This window comes from Pseudomonas sp. BN515 (genome assembly GCF_029873155.1).
GTDB lineage: Bacteria > Pseudomonadota > Gammaproteobacteria > Pseudomonadales > Pseudomonadaceae > Metapseudomonas.
This window is the reverse complement of record NZ_SSOH01000067.1, coordinates 1-12,126: the sequence shown is the minus strand read 5'-3', so window position 1 is coordinate 12,126 and position 12,126 is coordinate 1. Positions and strand designations below refer to the sequence as shown.

General features: G+C 66.0%; 9 protein-coding genes. All 9 read left to right on the top strand.

All coding sequences use genetic code 11. The features are described 5' to 3' along the window. Positions 1–752: OprD family outer membrane porin (locus tag E8E91_RS16320; protein ID WP_280376389.1), on the top strand; the 752-nt coding region annotated here is incomplete at its 5' end. A gap of 465 nt (positions 753–1,217) precedes the next feature. Continuing rightward, the gene (locus E8E91_RS16315) at positions 1,218–2,921 is read left to right on the top strand and encodes an AMP-binding protein (protein WP_280376909.1); all 1,704 of its coding nucleotides are present in this window, start codon (positions 1,218–1,220) and stop codon (positions 2,919–2,921) included. 102 nt (positions 2,922–3,023) lie between these two features. Continuing rightward, positions 3,024–4,532, top strand: a complete 1,509-nt coding sequence (locus E8E91_RS16310) for a CoA-acylating methylmalonate-semialdehyde dehydrogenase (protein ID WP_280376907.1) — start codon at positions 3,024–3,026, stop codon at positions 4,530–4,532. A gap of 45 nt (positions 4,533–4,577) precedes the next feature. Beyond that, on the top strand, positions 4,578–5,351 hold the full coding sequence (locus E8E91_RS16305; protein ID WP_280376905.1) for an enoyl-CoA hydratase: 774 nt from the start codon (positions 4,578–4,580) through the stop codon (positions 5,349–5,351). A 36-nt stretch (positions 5,352–5,387) separates the two neighbouring features. Then, positions 5,388–6,278: a 3-hydroxyisobutyrate dehydrogenase gene (gene mmsB, locus E8E91_RS16300; protein ID WP_280376902.1), complete on the top strand. Its 891-nt coding sequence runs from the start codon at positions 5,388–5,390 to the stop codon at positions 6,276–6,278. Between the two features lie 2 nt (positions 6,279–6,280). Continuing rightward, positions 6,281–7,369 carry an enoyl-CoA hydratase/isomerase family protein gene (locus E8E91_RS16295; RefSeq protein ID WP_280376900.1) on the top strand — a complete coding sequence of 363 codons (1,089 nt, stop codon included), beginning with the start codon at positions 6,281–6,283 and terminating at the stop codon, positions 7,367–7,369. 28 nt (positions 7,370–7,397) lie between these two features. Further along, positions 7,398–8,549 (top strand): acyl-CoA dehydrogenase family protein, encoded by a 1,152-nt coding sequence (locus E8E91_RS16290; protein WP_280376898.1) that lies wholly within the window; start codon positions 7,398–7,400, stop codon positions 8,547–8,549. A 270-nt stretch (positions 8,550–8,819) separates the two neighbouring features. Next, positions 8,820–10,451, top strand: coding sequence for a methyl-accepting chemotaxis protein (locus E8E91_RS16285; RefSeq protein WP_280376895.1), 1,632 nt, complete (start codon positions 8,820–8,822; stop codon positions 10,449–10,451). A 188-nt stretch (positions 10,452–10,639) separates the two neighbouring features. Beyond that, a partial coding sequence (locus E8E91_RS16280; protein WP_280376892.1) for an aldehyde dehydrogenase family protein occupies positions 10,640–12,126 on the top strand: 1,487 nt, incomplete at its 3' end.

The window sequence follows — 12,126 nt, the reverse complement described above, 5'->3', positions numbered from 1 at the left end:
TCGACGCCGGCCGCCTGCGCCAGGTCAACCAGCGCGACTCCTCCGATTACGAAGACATGAGCATCACCACGGTGGGCGTGAAGAACATCCGCGCGCGCCAGACCACCAGCGACGCCTTCGACTTCGCCAACCTCAGCTACAAGTGGAATGACGCCCTCACCGCCGGCTACGGCTTCGGTCGCCTGGACGACTTCTACCGCCAGCACCTGCTGAGCCTGAACCACCTGTTGCCACTCGGCGACGGCCAGAGCCTGAAGAGCGACCTGCGCTTCGCCCGTTCCACAGACGAAGGCGGCAGCAATGTCGACAACAAGGCCTTCGGCGCCATGTTCACCTACGGTATCGGTGGCCACGCCCTGGGCCTGGGTTACCAGCGCATGAGCGGCGACACCGGCTTTGCCTACGTCAACGGCAGCGACGCCTACCTGGTGAACTTCGTGCAAATCAGCGACTTCGCCAACCGCGAAGAACGCTCATGGCAAGCCCGCTACGACTACAACTTCGCCGCTGTGGGGATTCCCGGGTTGACCTTCATGACCCGCTACCTCAGCGGCGACGACGTGGAACTGGGCGCCGGTCGCGAGGACGGCAAGGAATGGGAGCGCGACACCGACATCGCCTACGTAGTGCAAAGCGGCCCGCTGAAGAACCTCGGCCTCAAATGGCGCAATGCGACCGTGCGCTCGACCAATTTCGGCAACGACCTGGACGAGAACCGCCTGATCCTCAGCTACACCCTGCCGCTCTGGTAACGCCGAGGATCTGTGGGAGCGAATTCATTCGCGAAAACGGACCGCAGGTTCGCCCTGGGTGTCCCAAGGGGCCGCTACGCGGCCATCGCGAATGAATTCGCTCCCACAAGCAAGGCCTCAGCTCTTGTAGGTTGGCGCAGAGCGCAGCGAAGCCCACCGTGACGGAATTTGTAGGAGCGAGCTCTGCTCGCGAACCTTCCGAGCCGGCCCCTTTCGCGAGCAAGCTCGCTCCTACATCACAACTCCGACCCAACCACGGCACCCGGCTGACTCGCCGCTCCTACACAAAAGCTGCCCGCCAAACTCAACTTCGCCCCGCGCGGTCTCGTGCGAATGGCTATGATTTTTTTGCACATCGCACCGGTTTTTCTGCGCGTTCTTATTTGATTTGCGCCCACCTATACTCAACCCACCAACCCGGCCAAAGGCCGAAAGACCCGACAAAAACAATCAAGGGCACGCACCATGAACCCCAACAGCCTTCCCTTCCTTGCCGCCCGTGACTTCCTGCTGGCCAACCGCACCGACTACGACACCGCCGTACGTGATTTCCGCTGGCCGCAACTGGTCGAATTCAACTGGGCCCTTGATTACTTCGACGGCATGGCCAAGGGCAACGAGGCCACCGCACTCTGGATAGTCGAAGAAGACGGCAGCGAGCGCCGCTACAGCTTCGAGGAGCTGGCCGTTCGCTCCAACCGCGTTGCCAACCACCTGCGTGCCCAGGGCGTGCAGCGCGGCGAACGCATCCTGATGATGCTGGGCAACGACATCGCCCTGTGGGAGACCATGCTGGCCGCCTTCAAGCTGGGCGCCGTGGTCATTCCCGCCACCGCCCTGCTCACCCCCGAAGACCTGCGCGACCGCATCGAGCGCGGCCATGTCCGCCACTTGGTGGTCGGCAGCGCCAACCTGGAGAAATTCAACGGCCTGGCCGAAGGTTGCACCCGCATCAGCGTCGGCCAGGGTGCACCGGGATGGACGCCGCACAACGCCGCCCTGGAATACTCCGCCGAGTTCGAGGCCGATGGCGTGACCCTGGCCACCGACCCGATGCTGCTGTACTTCACCTCCGGCACCACCTCCAAACCGAAGATGGTGCTGCACAGCCACCAGAGCTACCCGGTCGGCCACCTCTCCACCATGTACTGGATTGGCCTGCAGCCCGGCGACCTGCACCTGAACATCTCTTCCCCCGGCTGGGCCAAGCATGCCTGGAGCTGCTTCTTCGCCCCGTGGAACGCCAGCGCCTGCATCTTCATCCACAACACGTCGCGCTTCAGCGCCCCGGCCCTGCTCGGTGTGCTGGAACGCTACGGCGTCACCAGCCTCTGCGCCCCGCCCACCGTGTGGCGCATGCTGATCCAGGAAGACCTGGCCAGCTATCGCGGCCGCCTGCGCCTGCGTGAACTGGTGGGAGCCGGCGAGCCGCTGAACCCGGAGATCATCGAGCAGATCCACCACGCCTGGGGACTGTGGCTGCGTGACGGTTTCGGCCAGTCGGAAACCACCGCGCTGGTCGGCAACACCCCCGGCCAGAAACTCAAGCCCGGCTCCATGGGTCGCCCGCTGCCCGGCTACCGGGTGACCATGCTCGACCCCGACGGCCAGCCCGGCAACGAGGGCGAAGTGGCCCTGCCGCTGGACGTCCGCCCCCTGGGCCTGATGCTCTGCTACGAGGACAGCCCGGAAAAGACCGCCGAAGTGATGCGCGACGGTTACTACCGCACTGGTGACACCGCACAGATCTGCGAAGACGGCTACATCACCTTCGTCGGCCGCGCCGATGATGTGTTCAAGGCTTCGGACTACCGCATCAGCCCCTTCGAGTTGGAAAGCGCCCTGATCGAGCACCCCGCCGTGATGGAAGTGGCCATCGTGCCCAGCCCGGACCCGGTGCGCCTGGCGGTGCCCAAGGCGTTCCTGATCCTCGCCCATGACGAGCCCGGCAGCGCTGAACTGGCCTGCAACATCCTCGCCTTCGCCCGCGAACACCTGGCGCCCTACAAGCGGGTGCGCCGTATCGAGTTCGTCCGCGAACTGCCCAAGACCATCTCCGGGAAGATCCGCCGGGTGGAACTGCGGCAGATGGAAGTGCAGCGCCGCCAAAGCGATGCACGGGGTGAGCAGGAGTACTTCGAAGAAGACTTCCCGCAGCTCAAGGGCTGAATCCGGGCCGGCTCACCGGCCCTCCCAACCGAAAACCCGACCGCTCGGACCCAAGCACCGAGGGGCCTCACTCGACCTAACGAAAGCAGGCAGGACCCGTAAATGACCACTTCCAGCGTTCCCAGCGTCAAGCTGCTCATCAATGGCGAATTCGTCGAATCCAAGTCCCAGCAGTGGCGCGACGTGGTAAACCCGGCCACCCAGGAAGTCCTGGCTCGCGTGCCCTTCGCCACCCAGGACGAGATGAATGCTGCCGTCGCCGCCGCCCAGGACGCCTTCAAGACCTGGCGCAAGACCCCCATCGGCGCCCGCGCCCGCATCTTCCTCAAGTACCAGCAGCTGATCCGCGAAAACATGAAGGAGCTGGCCGCCCTGCTCACCGCCGAACAGGGCAAGACCCTGCCGGACGCCGAGGGCGATGTTTTCCGTGGCCTGGAAGTGGTGGAGCATGCCGCCAACATCGGCACCCTGCAGATGGGTGAGCTGGCCAACAACGTGGCCAACGGTGTGGACACCTACACCCTGCTGCAACCGATCGGCGTGTGCGCCGGCATCACCCCGTTCAACTTCCCGGCGATGATCCCGCTGTGGATGTTCCCGATGGCCATCGCCTGCGGTAACACCTTCGTCCTCAAGCCCTCCGAGCAGGACCCGCTGGTGACCATGCGCCTGGTCGAGCTGGCCCTGGAAGCCGGCATCCCGAAAGGCGTACTGAACGTGATCCACGGCGGCGTCGACGCGGTGAACCTGATCTGCGACCACCCGGACATCAAGGCCGTGTCCTTCGTCGGCTCCACCAAGGTGGGCACCCACGTCTACAACCGCGCCTCCCTGAACGGCAAGCGCGCGCAGTGCATGATGGGCGCCAAGAACCACGCCATCGTCCTGCCTGACGCGAACAAGCAACAGACCCTGAACAACCTGCTGGGCGCCTCCTTCGGTGCCGCCGGCCAGCGCTGCATGGCCCTGCCGGTGGTGATCCTGGTGGGCGAAGCGCAAACCTGGCTGCCGGACCTGGTCGAGAAGGCCAAGACCCTGAAGGTCAATGCCGGCGTCGAGCCGGGTACCGATATCGGCCCGGTGGTCTCCTGCTCCGCACTGGACCGCATCAGCGGCCTGATCGCCACCGGCATCGAGGAAGGCGCCAAGCTGGTGCTCGACGGCCGCAACCCGAAAGTGCCCGGCTACGAGGACGGCAACTTCGTCGGCCCGACCATCTTCTCCGGCGTGACCACGGAAATGACCATCTACCGCGAAGAAATCTTCGGGCCGGTGCTCTGCGTGGTGAACGCTGCCAGCCTGGATGAGGCCATCGCCTTCATCAACGCCAACCCGAACGGCAACGGCACCGCCCTATTCACCCGTTCCGGCGCCGCCGCGCGTCACTTCCAGGAAGAGATCGACGTCGGCCAGGTCGGCATCAACGTACCGATCCCGGTGCCGGTCCCGCTGTTCTCCTTCAGCGGCTCGCGCGCCTCCAAACTGGGTGACCTCGGCCCCTACGGCAAGCAGGTGGTGCTGTTCTACACCCAGACCAAGACCATCACCCAGCGCTGGTTCGACGAGGACGATGTCGGCGGCGCGGTGAACACCACCATCACCCTGAAATGATCCCTCCGGGCCGGCGCCTCGCGCCGGCCCGCCTGGAGTAACGCCATGGAATACGAAACCATCCTGGTCTCGGTGCAGGACCGCGTCGGCCTGATCACGCTGAACCGCCCCAAGGCACTCAACGCCCTCAACTCGCAGCTGATCGCCGAGCTGAACCAGGCACTTGATCGTCTTGAGGCCGATCCGGACGTCGGCTGCCTGGTCATCACCGGTTCGGCCAAGGCCTTCGCCGCCGGCGCCGACATCAAGGAGATGTCCGACTTCGGCTTTCCACAGATCTACCTGGACGACTTCTTCGCCGCCGCCGACCGCATCGGTGCCCGGCGCAAACCCCTGATCGCCGCTGTCGCCGGCTATGCCCTGGGTGGCGGCTGCGAACTGGCGCTGATGTGCGACTTCATCTACGCCGCCGAGAACGCCCGCTTCGGCCTGCCGGAACTGACCCTGGGGGTGATCCCGGGCATCGGCGGCACCCAGCGCCTGACCCATGCCCTGGGCAAGTCCAAGGCGATGGAGCTGTGCCTCACCGGCCGCCAGCTGACCGCCGAGGAAGCCGAGCGTGCCGGCCTGGTGGCCCGCGTGCTGCCGGCCGAATCCCTGCTGGACGAAACCCTGGCCGCCGCCCGTGGCATCGCCAGCAAATCGCTGCCCGCCGCCATGATGACCAAGGAATGCGTCAACCGCGCCTTCGAGCTGGGCCTCAATGAAGGCGTGCGCTTCGAGCGGCGGCTGTTCCACTCGCTGTTCGCCGGCGCCGACCAGAAGGAAGGCATGAACGCCTTCGTTGAAAAGCGCGCCCCCCACTTCACGCATCGCTGACCGAATTTTTCCGGCCCCAATCTAGAGGACGCCAACATGCATATCGGATTCCTTGGCCTCGGCAACATGGGTGGCCCCATGGCCCGCAACCTGCTCAAGGCCGGCCACACGCTCACTGTGTTCGATCCCTCGCCGCTCGCCACCGCCGCCCTCGTGGAGCTCGGCGCCCGCACTGCCAACAGCCCGGCGGAACTGGCCCGCGACGGCGTCGCAGCGATCGTCACGATGCTGCCCACCGCCGCCCACGTGAAGGATGTCTACCTGGGCGCCGAAGGCCTCCTGGCCAACGTCACCCGGGGCGTACTGCTGATCGACAGTTCCACCATCGACCCGCTGAGTGCCCGCGAAGTGGCCAAGGCGGCCGCCGCCCAGGGCAATCCGATGCTCGATGCGCCGGTCTCCGGCGGCACCGGCGGCGCCGCAGCGGGCACCCTGACCTTCATGGTCGGCGGCACCGACAGCGCCTTCGACCACGCGCACCCCCTATTCGCCGCCATGGGCAAGAACATCGTCCACTGCGGTGCCAGCGGCAACGGCCAGGTGGCCAAGATCGCCAACAACATGCTGCTGGGCATCTCCATGGTCGGCGTCGCCGAAGCCATGGCCCTGGGTGTTTCCCTCGGCATGGATGCGAAGGTACTGGCCGGGATCATCAATACCTCCAGCGGCCGCTGCTGGAGCTCGGAAATCAACAACCCCTTCCCCGGTGTGCTGGAAAACGCTCCGGCCTCGCGCGGCTACAGCGGCGGCTTCGGCACCGACCTGATGCTCAAGGACCTGGGCCTGGCCACCGAGGCGGCTCGCCATGCGAAACAACCGGTGGTACTCGGCGCCGCAGCCCAGCAGCTCTACCAGACCTTCAGCCTGCAGGGCTACGGCGGCCTGGACTTCTCCGCAATCATCAACCTGTTCCGCCGGGAAGCCTGAGCATGAGCGAGCACGAGGCACCGGTCCTGGCCAGTGTGCGCAACCGCGTCGGCCACCTGACCCTCAACCGTCCGGAGGGCCTGAACGCCCTGAACCTGCCCATGGTGCGCCTGCTCTGCAAGCACCTCTGGGCCTGGGAGGAGGACCCGGAAATCGTCGCCGTGGTCATTCGCGCGGCCGGTGACAAGGCGTTCTGCGCCGGTGGCGATATCCGCATGCTCTACGAGAGCCATGCGGCCGGCGACAACCAGCACGAGCTGTTCCTCGAAGAGGAATACGCGCTGGATGAATACCTGCACGGTTACTCCAAGCCGGTACTGGCGCTGATGGACGGTTTCGTCCTCGGCGGTGGCATGGGCCTGGCCCAGGCGGCCTCGTTGCGCATCATCACCGAGCGCACGCGGATGGGCATGCCGGAAGTCGGCATCGGCTTCTTCCCGGATGTCGGCGGCAGCTACTTCCTGCCGCGCCTGCCCGGTGAGCTGGGGACATACCTGGGACTCACGGGCCGCCACGTGCGTGCCGCCGACGCGCTCTATGCGGGGCTTGCCGACTACTGCCTGCCCAGCGAACGCATCGCCGAGCTGGACCAGGCGCTGGACAACCTCAACTGGAGCTACGCCCCACGGGAAAACCTCCACCAGTTGCTGGCGGGTCTTGCCACCGAGCGCATCCCCGGCTCGGAGCTGAAGGCATTCCGCCAGGCCATCGACCGGCACTTCGCCCTGCCCGATATCGCGGCCATCCGCCAGTCGTTGCTGGCCGAGGACTGCCCCGAGTTCCGTGACTGGGCCGAGGAAACCGTACGCCTGCTGGACAGCCGCTCGCCCCTGGCAATGGCCGTGACCCTGGAGCTGCTGCGCCGTGGCCGCCACCTGTCCCTGGCCGACTGCTTCGCCCTGGAGCTGCACCTGGACTACCAGTGGTTCGACAAGGGCGACCTGATGGAGGGTGTTCGCGCCCTGATCATCGACAAGGACAAGAACCCGCGCTGGAACCCGCCGACCCTGGCGGAACTGACGCAGGAGCGGGTGCTGTCCTTCTTCAGCGGCTTCAAGGCCGCTCCCGCCAAACCCCTTCGCACCGCCTGACGGCACCAGCCTGCGGGAGATACGCACGATGCACGATATCGAACTCACCGAAGAACAACGCATGATCCGCGACATGGCGCGGGAATTCGCCCGCGCCGAAGTGGCGCCAAAGGCACAAGCCTGGGAAAAGGCTGGCTGGATCGACGACGACCTGGTGCAGCAGATGGGCGAGCTGGGCCTGCTCGGCATGGTGGTGCCCGAGGAATGGGGCGGCACCTACATCGACTACGTCGCCTATGCCCTGGCGGTGGAAGAAATCTCCGCTGGCGATGGCGCCCTCGGCGCCCTGATGAGCATCCACAACTCCGTGGGCTGCGGCCCCATCCTCAAGTACGGCAGCGAAGCCCAGAAAGACCGCTGGCTGGCGGACCTGGCCAGTGGCGCCGCCATCGGCTGCTTCTGCCTCACCGAACCCCAGGCCGGCTCGGAAGCGCACAACCTGCGCACCCGCGCCGAGCTCAAGGACGGCCAGTGGGTACTGAACGGCGCCAAGCAGTTCGTCAGCAACGGCCGGCGCGCCAAGCTCGCCATCGTCTTCGCGGTGACCGACCCCGAGCTGGGCAAGAAAGGCCTGTCGGCCTTCCTGGTGCCCACTGATACACCCGGATTCGCCGTCGACCGCAGCGAGCACAAGATGGGCATCAAGGCCTCCGACACCTGCGCCGTGACCCTGAGCGATTGCCGCATTCCGGAAGAGAACCTGCTGGGCCAGCGCGGCAAGGGCCTGGCCATCGCCCTGTCGAACCTGGAAGGCGGCCGCATCGGCATCGCCGCGCAAGCGCTCGGCATCGCCCGCGCTGCCTTCGAGGCGGCGCTTGTGTATGCACGGGAGCGGGTGCAGTTCGGCAAGCCGATCATCGAGCACCAGAGCATCGGCAATCTGCTGGCAGACATGCACACCCGCCTCAACGCAGCGCGGCTGATGATCCTCCACGCAGCGCGCCTGAAGAGCGCTGGCCTGCCCTGCCTGTCCGAGGCCTCCCAGGCCAAGCTGTTCGCCTCCGAGATCGCCGAGCAGGTGTGCTCCAGCGCCATCCAGATCCACGGCGGCTACGGCTACCTGGAGGACTACCCGGTAGAGAAGTACTACCGCGACGCCCGCATCACCCAGATCTACGAAGGTTCCAGCGAAGTCCAGCGACTGCTGATCGCGCGCGAACTGGCCAATCTGCAACTCTGAGTCACCCACGTTTTCCGGGCGCTCCCTTTCCCGAGGGACGCCCGGATTTTTTTGCCCGTCCGAAACCGGTACGCGCACCACGTTCCGCAGCCGCCAGGGCACGAAACAGCCCGCTGTCTCATGCAGAGACAACAGCCCCCCGTCCAGGCCGGATAAGGGGCCACCCAGTCCTCCAGCACCGGCCAACGCAGCCTCCTTTTGCGCCATACCCTGTCTGGCATAGGCCTTGCTCCGACGGGGCCAGCCCCTGACAACAAGAAGCCAACCTCCATGCCCAACCTGCGCCAAATCCCCATCAGCCAACGCCTGTGGCTGATCCTTCTGACCTCTCTGGCGATCCTGCTCACCCTCACTGGATTGATGCTCAGCCAGAACCTCGACGACCTGCACGCCGCCAAGGCCCTGAAAACCCACCATGTGGTGGAGACCGCCAGCAGCATCCTGCGCTACTACCAGGGGCAGGAAAGCGCCGGAAAACTCAGCCGTGAACAGGCCCAGAAGCAGGCCATCGAACTGATGCGCAGCCTGCGCTACAACGGCGAGGACTACTTCTGGCTGGAAGACTTCGACACACGCATGGTCATGCACCCCAACCCCAAGGTGGAAGGCAAGGTCATGACCGGCACCCGCGACCCGGACGGCAACACCCCGTTCGACGATATGGTCAGCGTTGCCAAGCGCGACGGCGCTGGCCTGGTCCATTACCGCTGGCCCCGCCCTGGTTCTGAAGACCCGGTGCAGAAGGTGTCCTACGTCGAGCTGTTCAAACCCTGGGGCTGGATAGTCGGCTCGGGGATCTACGTCGACGACGTGCAGGCCGAGTTCCGCACCCAAGTCCTGCACACCCTGGCCATTCTGCTGGTGACCGGCCTGCTGCTCACCGCCCTCATCATCCTGATCGCCCGCAGCATCGCCTCGCCCCTGGATGAAGCGGTCGGGGCCATGGCCAATATCGCCAGCGGCGAGGCCGACCTCACTCGCCGCCTGGACGATAACTGGCGCGACGAGCTGACTGCCCTGGGCACGCACTTCAATACCTTCACCCGCAAGCTACGCGGCGTCATCGGCCAGTCGCTGGAAACGGCCGACTCGCTCGACCAGGCCTCGCATTCCCTCGGCACCATTGCGGGCGACACCCAGCGCCAGAGCCAGCAACAGTCCCAGCAGATGGAACTGGTCGCCACTGCGGTCCAGGAGCTCTCCTACGCCGTGCAGGAAGTGGCGAGAAACGCCGAGCATGCCGCCAACGAAGTGCGTGACGCCGAAGAGCAGGCGCTCCGTGGCCAGGACAACATCGACAGCAGCCTGACGCGAATCGACCAACTCTCCGGCACCATCGGCAAGGCGGTGGACGTGATCCAGTCCCTGGCCCACGAAAGCGCCCAGATAGGCACCGTGCTGGAAGTCATCCGTGCCATCGCCGAGCAGACCAACCTGCTGGCGTTGAATGCCGCCATCGAAGCCGCGCGCGCCGGCGAACAGGGCCGGGGATTTGCCGTGGTCGCGGACGAGGTGCGGCTGCTGGCGCAACGCACGCAGAAATCCACGGCGGAGATCCAGACGATGATCGAGCGCCTGCAAGCCAACTCGGCAGCGGCCGTGCGGGTCATCGACGAGAGCAGCCAGGCATCCGCCCTGACCGTCGAACAGGCTCGCCTGGCGGGCCAGAGCCTGGAGCTGATCGCCCGCTCCCTGCGCAACCTGACGGGGCTGAATGCATCCATCGCCAGCGCCACGCTGCAACAGTCCCAGGTGGTCGAGGACATCAACCAGAACGTGACCCAGGCCGCCTCGCTGGCCGAGGAAAGCGCCCTGGCCGCCCACCAGTCCAACGAGGCGAGCCGTCACCTCGAATCGCTGGCCAGCAAATTGAACCAGACCCTGAAACAGTTCCGCGTGTAGGCCCGCTCGATTGGGGCGAGACAGGGGCGCTGTCTCATTCAGAGACACCTGCCCCAGTCCGGAACAACCCTGCCGCGTCGATATTTTCCACGGACCCGTATCTCTGCTGCGCCGGGCCTGGCCTGCACAGGCGCTGGCACAGGGCTTGCTCCCGCCGGGGCTGACTCCAACAACAAGAGACCCCGCCCATGCAGATCCCTTCGATCCTACCGAAAACCCGCTCCTTCCTTGATCGCCCGCACCGCATGCTGATCGGCGCCGAATGGCAGGACGCCGTCAGCGGCAACACCATCAGCTTCCGCAACCCGGCCACCGGCGCAATCCTCGGCGAGGTGCCCTCGGCCACCGCCGAGGACGTCGACCGCGCCGTGCAGGCCGCGCGCCAGGCCTTCGATGATTCCGCCTGGAGCCGCATGCGTCCGCGCGAACGGCAGAACCTGCTGTGGCGCCTGGCCGACCTGATGGAACGCGACGCCCAGGAACTGGCCGAGCTGGAGTGCCTGAACAACGGCAAGAGCGCCGCTGTGGCCCAGGTCATGGACGTGCAGCTGGCCATCGACTTCCTCCGCTACATGGCCGGCTGGGCCACCAAGATCGAAGGCACCACCGTCGACGCCTCCCTGCCGTTGATGCCCGATGACCAGTTCCACGGCTACATCCGCCGCGAAGCCGTCGGCGTGGTCGGCGCCATCGTCGCCTGGAACTTCCCGCTGATGCTGGCCTGCTGGAAACTCGGTCCGGCGCTCGCCACCGGCTGCACCGTGGTGCTCAAACCCGCCGACGAAACCCCGCTGACCGCCCTCAAGCTCGCCGAGCTGGTGCTGGAAGCCGGCTACCCGGCCGGGGTGTTCAACGTCGTCACCGGCACCGGCCTGAATGCCGGCGCCGCCCTCGCCCGCCACCCGGGCGTCGACAAGCTGACCTTCACCGGCTCCACCGAAGTCGGCAAGCAGATCGGCAAGGCGGCCATGGACAACATGACCCGCGTGACCCTGGAACTCGGCGGCAAGTCGCCGACCATCGTCATGGCCGACGCCAACCTCCAGGAAGCCGCCGCCGGCGCTGCCAGCGCGATCTTCTTCAACCAGGGCCAGGTCTGCTGCGCCGGCTCGCGCCTGTATGTGCACCGCAAGCACTTCGACAACGTGATCGCCGACATCGCCGGCATCGCCAACGGCATGAAGCTCGGCAACGGCCTCGACCCGAGCGTGCAGATGGGCCCGCTGATCTCCGCCAAGCAGCAGGACCGCGTCACCGGTTACATCAACCTCGGCCGCGAACTCGGCGCCACCATCGCCTGCGGCGGCGAAGGCTTCGGTCCCGGCTACTTCGTCAAGCCGACGGTAATCGTCGACGTCGACCAGCAGCACCGCCTGGTGCAGGAAGAAATCTTCGGCCCGGTGCTGGTGGCCATGCCCTTCGACGACATCGACGAGGTGGTCCGCATGGCCAACGACAACCCCTATGGCCTCGGCGCCAGCATCTGGTCCAACGACCTCGCGGCGGTGCACCGCATAGTGCCGCGCATCAAGTCCGGCTCGGTGTGGGTCAACTGCCACAGCGCCCTCGACCCGGCCCTGCCCTTCGGCGGCTACAAGCTCTCCGGCGTCGGCCGCGAAATGGGCGCGGCGGCCATCGAGCACTACACCGAGCTGAAGTCGGTGCTGATCAAGCT

Excerpts from the sequence above, each read along its gene's own strand:
- E8E91_RS16285 (WP_280376895.1), top strand. The coding sequence starts at position 8,820 with ATGCCCAACCTGCGCCAAATCCCCATCAGCCAACGCCTGTGGCTGATC.
- E8E91_RS16315 (WP_280376909.1), top strand. The coding sequence starts at position 1,218 with ATGAACCCCAACAGCCTTCCCTTCCTTGCCGCCCGTGACTTCCTGCTG.
- E8E91_RS16310 (WP_280376907.1), top strand. The coding sequence starts at position 3,024 with ATGACCACTTCCAGCGTTCCCAGCGTCAAGCTGCTCATCAATGGCGAA.
- E8E91_RS16305 (WP_280376905.1), top strand. The coding sequence starts at position 4,578 with ATGGAATACGAAACCATCCTGGTCTCGGTGCAGGACCGCGTCGGCCTG.
- mmsB (WP_280376902.1), top strand. The coding sequence starts at position 5,388 with ATGCATATCGGATTCCTTGGCCTCGGCAACATGGGTGGCCCCATGGCC.
- E8E91_RS16295 (WP_280376900.1), top strand. The coding sequence starts at position 6,281 with ATGAGCGAGCACGAGGCACCGGTCCTGGCCAGTGTGCGCAACCGCGTC.
- E8E91_RS16290 (WP_280376898.1), top strand. The coding sequence starts at position 7,398 with ATGCACGATATCGAACTCACCGAAGAACAACGCATGATCCGCGACATG.